Source organism: Hymenobacter telluris (genome assembly GCF_017313265.1).
GTDB lineage: Bacteria > Bacteroidota > Bacteroidia > Cytophagales > Hymenobacteraceae > Hymenobacter > Hymenobacter telluris.
Window position 1 is genome coordinate 144,169 of record NZ_JAFLQZ010000008.1, and the last position, 15,142, is coordinate 159,310.

Annotated in this window: 13 protein-coding genes; 6 read left to right on the plus strand and 7 right to left on the minus strand. The window is 59.3% G+C overall.

Annotated features, from left to right (window positions below):
• Positions 1 to 50: 50 nt before the first annotated feature.
• Complete coding sequence (locus J0X19_RS13745; protein WP_206984945.1) at positions 51 to 887, minus strand: TapB family protein; 837 nt, start codon at positions 885 to 887, stop codon at positions 51 to 53.
• A 310-nt stretch (positions 888 to 1,197) separates the two neighbouring features.
• Here J0X19_RS13745 and J0X19_RS13750 point away from each other — a divergent pair, with 310 nt between their 5' ends.
• From J0X19_RS13750 to J0X19_RS13760, 3 genes are all read left to right on the plus strand, one after another.
• On the plus strand, positions 1,198 to 1,458 hold the full coding sequence (locus tag J0X19_RS13750; protein ID WP_206984946.1) for a hypothetical protein: 261 nt from the start codon (positions 1,198 to 1,200) through the stop codon (positions 1,456 to 1,458).
• Positions 1,451 to 1,798: a hypothetical protein gene (locus tag J0X19_RS13755; RefSeq protein ID WP_206984947.1), complete on the plus strand. Its 348-nt coding sequence runs from the start codon at positions 1,451 to 1,453 to the stop codon at positions 1,796 to 1,798. The genes J0X19_RS13750 and J0X19_RS13755 overlap by 8 nt, the downstream gene beginning before the upstream one ends.
• 241 nt (positions 1,799 to 2,039) lie before the next feature.
• Positions 2,040 to 2,684, plus strand: a complete 645-nt coding sequence (locus J0X19_RS13760) for a cytochrome c oxidase subunit 3 (RefSeq protein ID WP_206984948.1) — start codon at positions 2,040 to 2,042, stop codon at positions 2,682 to 2,684.
• Between the two features lie 83 nt (positions 2,685 to 2,767).
• Here J0X19_RS13760 and J0X19_RS13765 read toward each other — a convergent pair whose 3' ends face one another.
• Positions 2,768 to 5,026, minus strand: coding sequence for a gliding motility-associated C-terminal domain-containing protein (locus J0X19_RS13765; protein ID WP_206984949.1), 2,259 nt, complete (start codon positions 5,024 to 5,026; stop codon positions 2,768 to 2,770).
• A gap of 164 nt (positions 5,027 to 5,190) precedes the next feature.
• Here J0X19_RS13765 and J0X19_RS13770 point away from each other — a divergent pair, with 164 nt between their 5' ends.
• The gene (locus J0X19_RS13770; RefSeq protein WP_206984950.1) at positions 5,191 to 7,233 is read left to right on the plus strand and encodes a M1 family aminopeptidase; all 2,043 of its coding nucleotides are present in this window, start codon (positions 5,191 to 5,193) and stop codon (positions 7,231 to 7,233) included.
• A gap of 91 nt (positions 7,234 to 7,324) precedes the next feature.
• On the opposite strand, the gene J0X19_RS13775 is transcribed toward J0X19_RS13770, so the two are convergent.
• From J0X19_RS13775 to J0X19_RS13785, 3 genes are all read right to left on the minus strand, one after another.
• Positions 7,325 to 7,957, minus strand: a complete 633-nt coding sequence (locus J0X19_RS13775; RefSeq protein ID WP_206984951.1) for a hypothetical protein — start codon at positions 7,955 to 7,957, stop codon at positions 7,325 to 7,327.
• A gap of 171 nt (positions 7,958 to 8,128) precedes the next feature.
• Positions 8,129 to 8,599, minus strand: coding sequence for a DUF2147 domain-containing protein (locus J0X19_RS13780; RefSeq protein WP_206984952.1), 471 nt, complete (start codon positions 8,597 to 8,599; stop codon positions 8,129 to 8,131).
• A 131-nt stretch (positions 8,600 to 8,730) separates the two neighbouring features.
• Entirely contained in the window at positions 8,731 to 9,171 is a 441-nt protein-coding gene (locus J0X19_RS13785; RefSeq protein ID WP_022823008.1) for a DUF2147 domain-containing protein, read from the minus strand.
• A 647-nt stretch (positions 9,172 to 9,818) separates the two neighbouring features.
• Between J0X19_RS13785 and J0X19_RS13790 the strand changes: the two genes are divergently transcribed.
• Positions 9,819 to 10,100 (plus strand): hypothetical protein, encoded by a 282-nt coding sequence (locus J0X19_RS13790; RefSeq protein ID WP_206984953.1) that lies wholly within the window; start codon positions 9,819 to 9,821, stop codon positions 10,098 to 10,100.
• A 660-nt stretch (positions 10,101 to 10,760) separates the two neighbouring features.
• Here J0X19_RS13790 and J0X19_RS13795 read toward each other — a convergent pair.
• Positions 10,761 to 11,318, minus strand: a complete 558-nt coding sequence (locus tag J0X19_RS13795) for a C40 family peptidase (protein ID WP_206984954.1) — start codon at positions 11,316 to 11,318, stop codon at positions 10,761 to 10,763.
• Positions 11,319 to 11,583: 265 nt separating this feature from the next.
• Between J0X19_RS13795 and J0X19_RS13800 the strand changes: the two genes are divergently transcribed.
• Positions 11,584 to 13,386, plus strand: coding sequence for a M61 family metallopeptidase (locus tag J0X19_RS13800; protein ID WP_242582610.1), 1,803 nt, complete (start codon positions 11,584 to 11,586; stop codon positions 13,384 to 13,386).
• Positions 13,387 to 13,476: 90 nt separating this feature from the next.
• Here J0X19_RS13800 and J0X19_RS13805 read toward each other — a convergent pair whose 3' ends face one another.
• Positions 13,477 to 15,048 (minus strand): S8 family peptidase, encoded by a 1,572-nt coding sequence (locus tag J0X19_RS13805; RefSeq protein ID WP_206984955.1) that lies wholly within the window; start codon positions 15,046 to 15,048, stop codon positions 13,477 to 13,479.
• Between the last annotated feature and the right edge of the window lie 94 nt (positions 15,049 to 15,142).

A 15,142-nucleotide genomic window follows, 5' to 3' on the forward strand; every position in this document is an offset into this window, starting at 1 on the left:
CGGAAAAATACGATTTTTCAGTTGGCTTTTCTGCTGTTCTACTTCACTCTCTACTGGCCAGCGTTGCGCGAGGCCAACTCCCGTACCTCGTCGAGCTTACCGCTCTTGTTGTAAATCTCTGTGCGCACAATACCTACGCCGGGCGCATAGAAATCCACCTGTTTCACGTTGGTGCGGAGGGCCATATCAGGGCGCGGCACGGTGGCACTCTCGCGGGCGGACTCCACTTTGTAGCAGGAAAACGTGCCGGCGGGCGTCTTTAAGGGGGTTGGACCGCTCACCACTTTCCGTTTGCGAATGGTGGTGCTCACCGTGGCAATACTCACCACCGAGCTGCTCACCTGCACGCTGATGCCGCCGGGCGGGAGGGTGCTGCCCACGGTGGGGGTGTTGGGCCAGGCCAGCGGGGTAGGATTATACACCAGTTTCCGGTCGCGGAAGGAGCGAAGCGCATCCGTATTCAAGTCGGCGAGGCCATCGGTGAAACAGGTGTCGCGGCGGGTACGGAAGGTGAGGTCTTGCAGGTGTACGAGGCCGTTCTTGGTATTGTAAAGGCCGCTTTTGAGGGTGGCGGTGTACTCGGGTACTTTGCGGTCCTTGCTTTCTTCGCGCTCCTTGCGGGCCAGCGTTACTACGCGCTGCCGCAACTCCCCGGTTGGTTTGCCATTCCCGTTCAGCACCCGGTACGTCAGTTCCATGTTGTCGGCCATGTTGAACGGCGACATAGTTTCGGCAGGAGCCGGCTGATCCGTAGGGCCCAGCATAGTGGGGGTAGCGGCCGGCTGGATTGGGGAGGTAGATACGGGGCTGTTCTGAGCCTGCATGGCCGTGGGAGGCAGCAGCAAGGCCTGTGCAAGCAGCAAAGTGCGAAAGGGGGGAATCAGCATGGAAAGAGCGGCGAAAAGGTCGGTAATGGCCCACATACGTGGTGCAACTATTTTTGATTACGGTAGAGTTATCAAAAAGTATACAGCCGTTATGCAAGAGTGGCAGATAAATGCAAACAGTGCGCCAGTTAATTTCTGACCTGCCTACGCGCAGGCAACTGGCAGGTGATGAGCATCCAGCAGTTCCTGCGGGGCATAGTGGCGCCACCGCGTAGGCGTAGCACAGTAGGCAAAGCTGCGCAGACACGTAACTTGCGCCGAAGCCAGTCCGTTTTCCTGTACTGTACACGCATTATTTCCCCCTACGCTCATGCCTGATTCTTCGCAACAAGCCACTTCCTGGGCCGATACGGCCGCTTCTTTGCTCTCCAAGCTGTCGGGCGGGGTGGAGCTGGCCCTGGCCTTCGACCAGATGGAACTGCAAGTGCCCAACCCGCAAAATCCCAATGCCCCGGCTGCTACCTGGCGCCTGAATGGCTCGTTGCGCATCCGTACCCGCGGCGAAAACTCACCTTCGGCCAGTAATAACCCCGCCGCCCTGCCACCCGCAAAGCCGACTTCCCTTGGCTAGTTCGCTGGAAATAGAGGCGCAGCTGGTGGTAACGCTGGATGGCGACGATGTGCAGATTGCCGCATCAGGCACCTACCTGATTGTCAACTTCCCCAGCCAGCGGGTGTTCGACAAGATTACCAGCGGCCCCCCCAAAGACCCCAATGCGCCGCCCAAGCCCAAATCAGCTAAACGAATTGACCCATTACAGCAGCTCAACGACCTGGCACTCCGGTTGGGGCTGGTGCTGGATATGCGCGTGGCCGGCAAAACCCACGTCACGTTCGGGACGGGCCGCAGCGCCAAGATTACCATCAACGCGGTGCTAGGCAAAATCGGGTCTTTTTTCCGGGGCGACTGAGTAGCAGTGTAAGCTCACAACGCCTCTGAAACCTTGCTTTTTCAGGCAGCAGGCGCATTAACCGACTGCACCCCGCCCGCCAGCGAGTACCAGCCAGAATTCGCGGAGCTGTACTTGTTGGCGGGCGGGGCTTTTGCGTATCTTGCTATATAGGCTTCGGCGCCAATAGCTCGGTTTCGTTAGGAACTAAAGGCCGGTGAATTGGTTAGCTAAAGACTCCGCTTTCATCCTGTCCCACCGCATGAACTCCGATAGAGAACGTAAAGATAAAGTAGGGGCCAACCGGCCGGCCTCCACCTTTCAGCGCATGGAGCGGATGCCGCCGCTGCTCATGATGCTGTACCTGGGTATGGTGGGCATTGGGGTGCTGTTTCTGGGGCTGGTTGTGGCCTTCGCCTACACCCGCTACCACGAAGACCTGCCCCGCGGCCTGCACCCCTTTCCTAAGTTCTTTTCCATCAGTACGATTGTGCTGCTAATCAGCAGCTACGTGCTGGCCCAAGGCCAGCGCCTCTACCGCGCCGACGATGTGCTTAACCTGTCGCGCTGCCTGGGGGCCACGCTGTTGCTGGGCTGCATCTTTGCGGGGTTGCAGGTGCTGGGCTGGCGTGAGCTAATGGTGCAGAACGTGTTTATGGATGGGGCCGATACCGGCAAGTACATCTACATGATTTCGGCGCTGCACGTAGCGCACTTATTGGGTGGCATGCTGTTTCTGCTGGCGCTGTTGCTGCGCACCATCCACGCCTCCCGCGACGCCGTCAGGACGCTGGTTTTCATCCGCAACCCTTACCGCCGCCTGCAACTACGCCTGCTCAGCCGGTTCTGGCACTTCGTTGATGCGCTCTGGGTGATGCTGTTCGTGGTGTTTGTGTTTCTGTATTGATGGTGAACCGGTGAGTTTTATATTCTGCTTGCGCCACTTGCACCGTTCGAACATCAAACTCACCAGTTCACTATCTCACTAGTTCACCGTTCCAGCGTGATCGGGCCTTTGAATTTGCGGCCATCGGTGTATTCTATCAGGTAGAAATACACGCCGGGCACAGCCTGCCCGCCGTCCCAGCGGAAGTTGCGGTCCTTGGATTGATAAACCAGGTTGCCCCAGCGCGAGAAAATCTTCACGTCGGCAAAGCGGGAGCCACAGAAATCGGGGGGCAAATCGGGAACAGTGAAGGTGGCGTTTTTATCGTCGCCGTTAGGGGTGAAGATGTTGACGGGCCGAAACGCCACCGTATCGGGGTTAATCAGCTCGAAGCGCACGACCCGCGTCTGCGGCACCGGCTGGCAAGTGGATTCCTGGAGCTGAAACGTAACTTCCAAGGCCCGGCCTACTTGGTCGTAGCCAGCACAGTTGGCATCCCAGCGGAAGGTAGCGGAGGCCTGCCCGTTGCCGTTGGTGGGCCGGAAGCTCATGCCCGCGTCGGCCAGCTCGAACCCGTTGCCAGTGGCCGAAAGCACCAGCGCGTCCCGGTCGGTATCGGTGCCGTTGAAGGTAGCCTCGTACACGCCGCCTACCAGCCGCCGGATTACCGTGGGCTCGGTGGCCGAAGGCGCCCGTGGCAGGGAAGTGGCCAGCACAGGCGGAGCGTTGGTGTAATCCACCTGAATGGGTACCGTCAGGGTTACCGTTTGAGGGTCATTGCACGGCCCGGCCGAGGCCAGAAACCGGAATTCGTGCATCGGCCTACCCACGGCCCGGCAGTCAACCCGCCACGTAAATCGGCCGCGGGTTTGGTTGCCGTTTACGCCCTGCACAAAGGTGGCGCCCAGTTCCGTGGGCTGAAATCCTACGCCTGTCATCGTCAGTGTCACGGGGTCACTATCCGGGTCGGTGCCCGTCACGTCAAACGTAATCAGGTCGCCAACGCGGGCCCGTAGGGGCAGGGCCGGGCCGGCGGTGCTCACCAGAGCGGGCGGGCCGTTGGGGTCGGGCTGGGCCGTGAAAGCCACCCGCACGGTGTCGCGCTTGGGCAGGCTGCACCCGTCATCGGCTACTATCACATCCAGGTAGTACACCTGCCCGCGCGAGCTAAAGCAACTCGGAAAGCAGAGCTGCGACACCAGCGTATCGGGCGCGCCGGGCGTTTTAATCATGCCTTGCGTGAGCGTGAAGCTGGGCAGCAATGAGCCGGGGAAATTCACGGCCCGCAAGCTCAAACTCAGGCGCGAAGGCGAGTCGGCATCGGTGAAGCGCAAATTCAGGCAGCGGCTGAAGCCGGGCCGTAGCCGCAGCGTGTCGCGCCCTTCCCGGTAAGGCCCGCGGCTGGTGGCGGCCTGCACCGTCATGGTCGGGGTTGAGTTTTGGGCGCACGGAATTACCTTGAGCTGGAAGTCGCGCCGGGCCTCGCCAATCTTTACGCCCTTGCGGTATTCCACGCATTTCAGGCCGAACACAAACAACCCCTGGCGGGTGGGGCGCACCTGCAAGCGGCCCGTCAGCCGGTTGATGCTCAGCGTGGGAGCCCCCGGAATCTGGCTGTTCACGCTGTTGCCCGCCGACCAGGTAATTTCCTGGTAGGGCTGAGGTTCGGCAACGGGTTTGGGGAAAACGCTGGTAGCGTGCCCGTTGAAGGGCGTCGCCAGCTCGTACACCAGCGAGTCGCCGTCGGCATCCTGCCCTCCGAAGTCGTAGTAGAACAGCTCGTTGATGCAGGCGTAGTCGCTGAGGGGCGGGAAGATGCGGGGCGTGGAGTCGCGGAAGGGCTGGCCGTTGCGCACCACCGCCGGAAACTCCAGGTAGAACGTCTGGCCGGCATCGGCGGCATTCACAATGTTGTTGATGCCATTGTTGCGGCAGCACCGCTCCACGGCGGCGTAGTAGCCACCCGCGCTGTTGTAGCGGTTGGCCGCCAGCTCCACGCGCGCCGTGTACACAATGCGGCGCGTTATCAAATCGGGCGTGGAGCAGGCCGGGTTGGTGTAGTTGACCAGCGTGTTGTTGGACAGCGGCAGCACCACGTTCTGCATGCGCGCGTTGCTGTTCTTGTCGAAAATGCTGACCGTCAGGTCGCTGTCGAGGGCGCCGGGCTGACCGTTGAGCGCATCGAAGTACAGGTTAAGCGTTATCTGGTACGTGGAGCCGCTCAGGTACTGCAGGTCCATTTCGCCTCCCACAATGTGCGTAGCCCGGCCCGGCCGGCTGAAGGCGAGCAGCAACACAAACAGGAGTAGCAGACCTGGTAGCCGCGGGCTGAAATCGGGAAGTCGGCGTATAAGTGAAAGCATAGTGCAACGGCAAAAAAGCAAGGAGAACAGGTTCGAAATATACAACCCGCGCCGGGGAAGCAGGTTCAGTGACTACAACGGTTTATGCGGGTGCTTGCGTATCTTGTTCCACCTTGGCAACCTGCTTGCGTTACGCCCTTTCACTTTCTATAGCTGCCTTACCTATGCCGCGTTTTTACTTGCTGATACTGAGTATGCTACTGGCTGGGCCCAGCCTGCGGGCCCAGCAGCCCCAACCCCGGCCCGGCGTTCCTAACATCGGGGCCGATGCGGCCTTTAGCTGTGCGCTAGCCCACGAGCGGGCCGCCCTGCGGCAACCCACTACCACCGTGCGCCACCGCCAGAAAATGGACCGCTACGATGTGAAGTATTATAAGCTTGACTTGGCGCTGGAAAACAACTCGCGCAACGTGAGCGGCAACGTGCGGATGCTGGCCCGTACCGTGCAACCCCTCGATTCCGTGGCCTTCGAGCTGTACCCGACTTACACCATCGACTCGGTGGTGGTGAACGGGCGCCGCTCACCGGGCGTACGCCGCGCCGGCCCCGACGTAACGGCGGCGCTGCCGTTAGGAGTGGCGGCTAATACGTTGTTTAGTACGCTCATTTACTATCGGGGCACCGCACCCAGCGGGCAGTCGGCGGCTATCGGCAATGCGTTGAGTACCAATACGGCCCCCACGTACGGCGTAAACGTGACGTGGAGCCTTTCGGAGCCGTTTTCGGCGCATGAGTGGTGGCCCTGCAAGCAGGTGCTCACCGACAAAGCCGATTCGGTGGACGTGTGGGTGACCACCAGCAGCAGTAACAAGGTGGGTTCCAACGGCGTGTTGCAGCGCGTCACGGCGCTGCCCGGCAGCAAGAGCCGCTACGAGTGGAAGCACCGCGCCAAGCCCATTGCCTACTACCTCGTATCGGTGGCCGTGGCGCCGTATATCGAGTACGTCAACTACGCCAACCCCACCGGCGGCCCCCAGATTCCGATTGTTAATTACGTGTACAACCAAGCGGCGCTGAACACCTTCCGGACCGAAATTGACCGCACGCCAGGGTTCATTGAGAACTTCTCCAGCTTAATTGGGCTCTACCCATTTGCCTCCGAAAAGTACGGCCACAGTATGGCCCCAATCGGGGGCGGCATGGAGCACCAGACCATGACCACGCAAGACGGCTTCACGTTCACGCTTACGGCGCACGAGCTGTTCCATCAATGGTTCGGCGACAACGTAACCTGCAACTCGTGGGAGGATATCTGGCTGAACGAAAGCTTTGCGTCGTATGGTGAGTACTTGTCGCTCAATGCCTTTGCTGCCACCGCCCCGCGTACGGCGCAAGATTGGATGGAGGAAGCGCAATACTACGCCCGCTACCGCTATGCCGGCGGCGGCCAGTGGACCCCCATGCTCGGCGGCAGTGTGCGCGTGCCCGATACCACCAATGTCGGCCGTATTTTCGACTACTACCTCACCTACAAGAAGGGCGCCACGGTGGTGCACATGCTGCGTTACTTACTGAACGACGACGTGAAGTTTTTCCGGGCGTTGCGCACCTACCAGGCCACCTACAGCGGCCGGACTGCCCGCACCATCGACTTGCAGCGCGTATTTGAAACCGAGGCCGGCCGGCCGTTGCAGTATTTCTTCGACCAGTGGTTTGCCGGGCAGGGCTACCCCACCTTCAACGTCCGCTGGAACCAGGTGGGGCAAAATTTCTACCTGCGCAACACCGAAACCGTGAGCATGGGCACGGCAACCCCGTTTTTCGATACCGAGCTAGACTACCGGCTGGTTTTCACCGATAATACCACCCAAACCCTGCGGCTGCGGCAAAACCAACTGGTATCATCTTACAGCATTCCCGTTACCAAAACCGTGTTGCGCCTCGAAGTAGACCCCAACCAGTGGATACTGAAAGGCGATGGTACTACCGTGCGCGACAACAGTCTGGTGCTGAGCAGCCGCGCTGCTGCCGCCCTTACGCGCCTCACGGTGTACCCCAACCCGTGCCGTGAAACCTTGCTGATAGCCGACCTCACCACCCGCGCCGTGGCGGAAGTAACCGATGCCACCGGCCGCGTACTGCTGCGCCAAAACGTGAGCCCCCTCACCGCCCAGCTTGATACGCGCCGCCTGGCTGCTGGCCTTTACCACTTGCGCCTCACGGCGTCCGACGGAGCGGTTTCACTGGCCCGCTTCGTGCGGGAGTAAAACGAACTGCCTTAGTGGATTTACGCACAAGCCCTTGACAACACTATAGCTGTCAAGGGCTTGTGGCGTTTAAAGGAAAGGTGTGGGCTGCTTAGCCCTTGTAATATTCGTTGATGAGGGCCTGCACCTCGGGCGGCGCGGCAGGCATATCAAGCGCCGCGGCCATCAACTCATCAAAAGAATGGGCGGGCGTGAAAATATCGTCTTGATAAGCATTGCTGGTGAACCGGATAAAGCCGGGCTGCTCATTAATACTCACCAAATCGATGGTGACGGTGCCGAACTGCTGCACGCAGCGCCCGGTGTACGTGCAGTCGTTGGGCAGTGGCTTCAGGAAGTGCTTCTCGATGGTTTCGGTGTAGCGCTCATGTGGCAGGATACGCCGGTCGGAAGTGGAGAGGTGGTAGCCTAGCGCCAGCACCCGGTCACGAAGCAGATCGAAGAAATGGCGGAAGTTGCCGGGGCCGATGCTGGGGTCGTAGAAAAACACCGCTCCTTTGCGGCCCGCTTCTGAGAGCAGCTGCACCCGCAAGCCCTGGCCCTGAACCCCGGCTTTCTGGAAATGGTAGGCCTTAAAATAAGGCCCGGCCCAGTTCAGATACACCTGCTGCTTCACCCACTGGTCGTGCCTGCGTACCTCGGCCGGGGTGCGGCGTAGCGGGTGCCATTCGGCCGAGGAGGGAGCCGAATGCGAGGCGAAAAGACGTTTGAGAAAAGGGTGCAAGGCGGTGGAAGGCAGTATGGGGAAAGAACACCGGCCCGCGCAAATGGTTTCGGTAGCTGCGCCAACGCAACCGCACCGAAACACGAAAAACGGGCCATATAAAGCAGAAGGCAAGCTCCGTGCCCGAGCTTGCCTTCCACCAAAAATCCCGAAAAATACCTACCCGGCACGCTACTCCGCGCTAGGCTTCTGCGGTTTCACCCGCTGCCAGTAGTGCGACTTGCCCATCATCGAAAACCCGATGTAGCCCTTCACTTCCAGGCGGTCTTTGCCGGCGGCCGCCACGTAGCAGGAGTAGGTCCGCCCGTTCTCGGGGTCGTAGATTTTGCCGTCTTCCCACCGGTCGTTGCCGGGGTTGTAAGTGAGGTGCTCCAGCACCGTGAGGTTGAGCAGCGGCCGGGTTTTCTGGCTGTCCTCGGGGTGGTGCTCGTCGAGGCGGGGCTTGCCGTTGGCATCGGTGGGCTGGCGCAGCCACACTAAGCGGCCGCATAGCTCTTCGCCGCAGCGGTATAGCTCAATATGCGAGTCGCCGGTATCGTCGGCCCACACGCCCAGCGGCATAGCCGGCGGCGCGCCGGTTTGCGCCCGCGCCGACCCGAACAGGCCGGCTATAAACAGAAGAAGGGGTAGAATGTATTTCACAGCAGAACAGTGTGTTAACAGAGCAGAAGCAAGCTGTGCACAGGCACAGGAGCCGGGTAAGATAGTAAAAAAGCGACGCCCCCGCCGGAGCAGGAGCGTCGCTGAATATACGGAACGGGGGTAAGCTGGGGCTATTTCACCCGCGTCCAGGCCTGCGACTTGCCAATCATGGAGAAGCCGATGTATCCTTTCACTTCCATGGAGTTGGCGTTGTTCATCTTCATGTAGCAGGAGTAGGTTTTGCCGCTTTCCGGGTCGTAGATTTTGCCATCATCCCACTTGTTGTCGTCGTCGTACTCGAAGCCCTGCATAAACACGAGGCCCAGCCGGGGGCGGTTGCGCAGCTTGGGGTCGGGGTTCATCGAGTCGGTTTTGGGCTTGCCGGTTTTCGGGTCGTTGGGCACCGTCAGGGTCACAATCTTACCGCACAGCTTGTCGCCGCACTTGTAGATTTCAAACGTGGCCTTTTTCTCGGCGTTGGTCCAGATGCCCAGCGGCGACAACGTTTGAGCAGAGGCTACGCCCAGGCTGCCCAGCAGGCAGGTCAGACACAGGAAGAGGAATTTTTTCATGGAAAAATAAAGTGGGAGTGAGGTTGTCGGGAAAAAGATAGGAGAAAACTTCAGAAAATGCGCAGCCGCCCATGTTGGTCCCGGTTAACGCCACTACACAATTTTGGCGCCAACCTCGCAGCAAGCATCCGCAGCGCCTTTGACGTAGTACGGAAGCCGGAAGTTGTACCACCGTAGCTCCACAGTGGACTATTGCTGTAAAACGTTTATAAGCAGTGGAATAGATATTGCGCCAAGCCACTAATCTGACCACCAAGCAAAACGGCGCTTCCTATCGTTACCCAACAAGCAACGCTAATTTGGGAGGATTGAACCCAATAGCCGCCGCTGAAATTTTCGTGAGAAAGTATTGAGCTTGGGTAGAGTATGGTTTACAGAGCACTTGAGCTTGAGGAAAGTCGTGGCAGAGGGCCTGCACACAAATCATTAGATTTTACTTATATTATCTAAGACTGAAGGATTTACGCATCTGAAGAAGATATCTGCTTGCGGCGCGCTCAAAGCGGGTTAGCGCATGACTTCCGGTAAGTAGAGCAACTGTAATGAAAAGATAACTTTTCGGCTGTTAGGCCAGCCATTCGGGTACGGTAGTTTTGCTGCGTATTTGCCAATGGCTTGTTGTGTAGAAAGGCAAATCTTCAAGTTGTATGCTCCTTGCCGAATCTGAACTTTGTCCTTCTGCCGTGGTAGTGAAGCGGTTTCTGGCGTACCCGTCGTCAAATCAGCTGGCAATTCTGCACCAACTGCGGTGGACGCTTTTCCCCGAGGGCATCTTCTCGCAGGTGCCAGCGGCGGAGTGGCTGCGGCTGCTCCGCCTCACCGACCCGCTTATTCAGTACACCAAAGCCCGGCAGCGGGAGCTATACCAAGTGGGCGAGGGACGGCAGTTGCTGCTGCTGCTGGTTGGGCACTACCTGGATATTCATTGAAGAGTAGCATTGGCAAGCTGGCAACGGCAGCAGCAAAGCCAGCCAGCCATCAGCTGTACTGCCACTATCGTGAAAAGCGTGGAAGCGCAGATATCTTGTAAAAACAAAAGCCCTGAACCTCAGAGCAATGACAGCAAATAGCGCCTAGCACTTCAAAAAAAGCCCTTTTTATTTTGAACCATCATGGGGGCTTTTAACTTTACCTTCCGTAGCGAGTGCTACAGCCCCGCCCAAGCGGCCCTAAGGTGCTGGGAGGCGCGGCCGGGGTTATGTCGAACGTAAAGAAAGGAGGTACAAAATGTCTAGTAGTCCCAAACAAATCCTGCCAAGCCTGTCGAATGTAGTTCGCTTCACCGCCGAACGCGCTTAACAACAGCTTTCGCGCGGAAAAACGCCCCATTTGGCTTTTTCCCGCATTCTGGCAAGGTCTTACACATAGGATGACGGGGCTGTACCCCAGACTCGTCGCTTGGTAAGATTTGAAGGATTAGATGCCCGATTCGCCCAGCAGCCTCTCAACTGAGGTTCTGCATAGGCGGATCGGGCATCGCTCTTTTCAATTGAAAATGAAGAATTAAAAATTAAAAAATGGCCGTTCAACGCCCCATGAGGAAACCGTTGAACAGCCAATTTTTAATTTTTAATTCTTCATTTTTAATTTCAAAAAAGTACCCGCCGTACGGCCATGAAGCGGCGCTCATAGTCGGTGCCTTCCACCTGGCTGATTTTCACGCCGGATTCGCGGCGGGCCGAGGAGGAGTGGATGAAGCGCAGCGGCTGGCCGGGCTCGGAAATTACAATGCCCGCGTGGCCTGGCGTGGTAGATGTGGCGGCAGTGCCCGTGAATACCACAATGTCGCCGCGGCGGGCTTGCTCCCGCGGTACCAGCCGGCCCACCGAAATCAGCAGGCTAGTGGAGTGCGGCACGGCTACGTTGAACTTGTTGAATACGTACTGCACAAAGCCTGAGCAGTCGAAGCCGGTGGCGGGGGTGCTGCCGGCGTAGCAGTAGTTGGTGCCCAGCTGGCGCATGGCGAAGCCAACCACACTATCAGGACGGGTTGCAGCCCGCGGGCTAACCCAGGCTGTACGCTGCACGGGTAACTCGGCCACCGGGGCGCGGGGAACCGGCGAGAAGGATAGCCGCCATTGCGGCCAGCCAAACACAGCAAGCAGAATCAGTGAGAGAGCAATAAAGGTTATCCAGACGTAACGCATCGGGAGCAACAGTAGAGAAGAGAAACGGGAAGTTGCTCTCCTAACGGTGGAGGTTGGGGGCGGGTTCCGGTTGCGCATGGTGCTTAGCTCAGGAGCGGGCCGGCTACTTTGGGCCGTTCATAAAAGCTATAGCGTCAGTTGTGGATTGCTGGCTTGCTGGCAAGGGGAATTTTAAGAGCGGGTTGCAGCCCTACCCGGTTTTCGCCGTTCTTTGCGGCAAACCCGGCGGCGCTGGGTTTTTCACTCACTTATTCATCCTTTTTGCATGAAGCTTTTTCGTCTCCGCCAGCTTGCGGCGCTGGGGTTGCTGCTGTTGCTGACCGGCTTACGCCCGGCGCTGGCTGCTCCTACGTTGCGCTACACGCTGGCCATGCCGGCTCCCCAAACGCATTACTTTGAAGTTGGTATGACCCTGAATGGGTTTGGCAAGCAGTACACCGACCTGAAAATGCCCGTTTGGGCTCCCGGTTCTTACCTGGTGCGCGAGTTTGCCCGCCACGTAGAAGCTTTCGAGGCCAAGGCTGGCGGCACCACGCTACGCACCGAAAAAATCAACAAGAACACCTGGCGCGTGTATCACCCTAAGTCGAAGGATTTTACGGTGCGCTACAACGTGTACGCCTACGAGCTGAGCGTACGCACCAGCTTCCTGGATGCCGCCCACGGCTACGTGAACGGCACCAGCGTATTCATGTACCCGGCCGATGGCAAAGCGCTAGCCAGCACCCTGCAAGTGCAGCCCGCCTCCGGCTGGGCGCAGGTAAGCACCAGCCTCAAACCAGCTGGCGGGCAGTTCACCTACACGTCTTCCAGCTACGACGAGCTGGCCGATTCGCCCATCGAAATTGGCAACCACAAAGTGCTGAGCTTCGAGGCCAACGGCACGCCCCACACGGTTGCCATGTTCGGCAGTGCCAGGTACGACGAAACCAAGCTGCTCAACGACATGAAGCGGGTGTGCGAGGAAGCGCACCGCGTGGTGGGCAAAAATCCGCTGGATCGGTACGTGTTCATCGTGCACAACATCGAGCGGGGCACCGGTGGTCTGGAACATCTGTACTCTACCACCCTTTCCGTTTCGCGCAATGCCTATACTACCGACGCTGGCTACAAGGGCTTCCTGGGTTTGGTGGCGCACGAGTATTTCCACCTCTGGAACGTGAAGCGCATTCGCCCGGTAGCCCTCGGGCCGTTCGACTACGACAACGAAAACTATACGCACATGCTGTGGGTGAGCGAAGGCGGCACCAGCTACTTCGGCGACCTTATCGTGCACCGGGCTGGTTTTGTGAGTCCCGACGACTACTTGGCCAGCACCAGCGCCGGCATCACGCAGGTAGAGAATACGCCCGGCAACAAAGTGCAGTCGGCGGCCGAATCCAGCTTCGACGCCTGGATTAAAGGATATCGGCCCAACGAAAACTCCAACAACACCGGCATCAGCTACTACAACAAAGGGGAGCTGATTGGGGCCATGTTGGATCTGATGATCATCAACGAAACCAAAGGCCAGAAGCACCTCGACGATGTGATGCGCTACCTCTACGACGAGTACTACGTGCAGAAAAAGCGTGGCTTCACCGACGAAGAGTACCAGGCTGCCGTGGCTAAAGTAGCGGGCCGCCGCTTCGACGACTTCTTCCGTCGCTACGTGTACGGCACCGAAATGCTGCCCTACGATACCGTGCTGGGTTATGCCGGCCTGAAACTAAGCAAGGCTCCCGTTTCGTCGGATGCGGCGCTGGGCGCCACGGTAAGTACCGCCGGCGGCAAGCTGACGGTGACCAGCACCCAGCGCAACGGCAGCGCCTGGGAGGGTGGCCTGAACGTGAACGACGAACTGCTGGCCCTAGATGGCAACCGCCTCACCGACGACCCCAACAAGCAGCTAGCCAGCCGCCCGGCCGGTACGCAAGTGAAAATGACCGTCTCGCGCGACGGCCAGCTCAAGGAACTGACCTTCCCGCTACTAGCCAGCACGGCGGTGCGGTACCGCATCGAGCAGGCCGCCAACCCCACGCCCGAGCAGCAAACCGTGTTGAATAAGTGGCTGTCGATTAGGAATTAAAAAATAAGAATTGAGAATTAAAAATGGGTTGTTCAATGCCTCTTTGCGGAGACTTTGAACAACCCATTTTTAATTTTTAATTCTTAATTTTTAATTGACCAACGTGCCCACGGCGGCGGCTACGTTCACGCGGCCCCAGCCGAAACTGCTGCTGCGGGCATTGCGGTTGGAGCTGGCGGCTACCAAGCGGCTCATAATCTGGGCGCGGGTTTCGGTAGGGTAGCGGGCCCATACCAGGGCCGCCATGCCGGCCATGCTGGCGGTGGCTACCGACGAGCCGCCCACGGTACTGGGCGCGTCGCCGGTCATGGCCAGGGAAAGGGCGCGCAGGTCGTTGCTGGTGCGCTGCATTACCACGGCAAACTCCACGTCGGCGCCTACGTGGCACTCGTCGCAGCGGGTGGTGAGGTTGTCTTTCACGCCGGTTACGGCCACGGCTTCGGGCAGCGTAGCGGGGTAGATGACGCTCACCAACCCCGCCGACCAATCAAAGGAAGTGCCAGCCGCGCAGAAAATCAGCTTGCCCCGGTTGTAAGCGTAGCGGATGGCATCGGTCATTTGCGACGAGCTGGTGAGCCGGCCCATGCTCATGCTGATGATGCGCACATCGGCGCGGTTGCCGGCCAGCACGTAGGCATCCGACACACCTTTCACTTCCCGGCTGCCATCCAGAAACACGTCTTCGGCGGCCCGCACCGTAATCAGGCTGGCATTGTACGCCACGCCCACCGAAGCGCCATCGGTGCCGCGCGGGGCGGCGCAGGCACCGGCCATACTGGTGCCGTGGCCGCAGCCGTCGTCAGGCGTTTCGGCGGCGCCATACGGAATACCGAACACGGTGGCGCGAGGCAGGGTTACGAGGCGCTCAATAGTGCGGCCGCTACTCAGGCCCTGGTTGAAGGCGGAACCCAGGTTTTCTTGTCCGCTGGAGCAGCCCGTGTCAATGATGAGCACCTTCACACCTTGCCCGGTGCTCTGGCTCCAGGCGGCGCGCATGCCGTGGTACACATCGGCTTGGTTCCAGGAGGATTTGCTGCCGTTGGGTAGCACGGTGTAGTCGGAGCCGGCTACCAGGTTGGGTGTGGCGGTGTTGTTGTCGCAGCCGCTGCTGGTGAGGCCGGCGGTGCCTTTGCTGGCGGTGCTGGCCGGGCGGTTGGGCTCGTAGCCCATGGGCTCGGCGTAGCGCACCAACCTGGAAGCGCGCAGGGCCTTGATGGTGCTCAACTCACGCACGGTCACGTCGAGCACGGGCAGCACGTTTTCCTGGTAGGCTACCAGCTTTTCCAGCGTCAGGTCGGGGTGGGCTTTCTGCTCTTCGGCCAGAATCAGGGCCAGTACCTGGGCGCGGGCCTGCTGCCAGGCGGGGTTGCTGGCCGCATCGGCCGGAATGGTGCCCGCGCAACCCGCCGCCGGCTGGTAGCCCACCGACAGCACGTAGTCGGAACGGGTGAGGGCGCTCCACACCACGTGCGCCGAGGCTTGGTTCCAGTCGAAGCGGCCGGTTTCGCGCAGATCACTCATAATCTGCGCATCAAGCTGCTGAGTGCTGAGAGCTTCGGTGGGGTCGGGGGTGGGTTGGGGCGCGAGTTGCTCATCGGGTTGGTGCTGGCAGCTCGCTAAAAGCAGCACCGCCAGCGCCGCGGAAAGGGTAGGAGTACGCATGGGTTGGGGGAATTAGGTTGTGGTAGATTGGCACGTGGTGTAAGGGACGCAAAAGCAACAGTAAATGCAAGCTCACCAACACGTTGGCGAAAAT

Coding starts and splice junctions, on each gene's coding strand:
- J0X19_RS13770 (WP_206984950.1), top strand. CDS start 5,191: ATGCCGCGTTTTTACTTGCTGATACTGAGTATGCTACTGGCTGGGCCC.
- J0X19_RS13760 (WP_206984948.1), top strand. CDS start 2,040: ATGAACTCCGATAGAGAACGTAAAGATAAAGTAGGGGCCAACCGGCCG.
- J0X19_RS13790 (WP_206984953.1), top strand. CDS start 9,819: ATGCTCCTTGCCGAATCTGAACTTTGTCCTTCTGCCGTGGTAGTGAAG.
- J0X19_RS13795 (WP_206984954.1), bottom strand. CDS start 11,318: ATGCGTTACGTCTGGATAACCTTTATTGCTCTCTCACTGATTCTGCTT.
- J0X19_RS13805 (WP_206984955.1), bottom strand. CDS start 15,048: ATGCGTACTCCTACCCTTTCCGCGGCGCTGGCGGTGCTGCTTTTAGCG.
- J0X19_RS13765 (WP_206984949.1), bottom strand. CDS start 5,026: ATGCTTTCACTTATACGCCGACTTCCCGATTTCAGCCCGCGGCTACCA.
- J0X19_RS13750 (WP_206984946.1), top strand. CDS start 1,198: ATGCCTGATTCTTCGCAACAAGCCACTTCCTGGGCCGATACGGCCGCT.
- J0X19_RS13800 (WP_242582610.1), top strand. CDS start 11,584: ATGAAGCTTTTTCGTCTCCGCCAGCTTGCGGCGCTGGGGTTGCTGCTG.
- J0X19_RS13745 (WP_206984945.1), bottom strand. CDS start 887: ATGCTGATTCCCCCCTTTCGCACTTTGCTGCTTGCACAGGCCTTGCTG.
- J0X19_RS13785 (WP_022823008.1), bottom strand. CDS start 9,171: ATGAAAAAATTCCTCTTCCTGTGTCTGACCTGCCTGCTGGGCAGCCTG.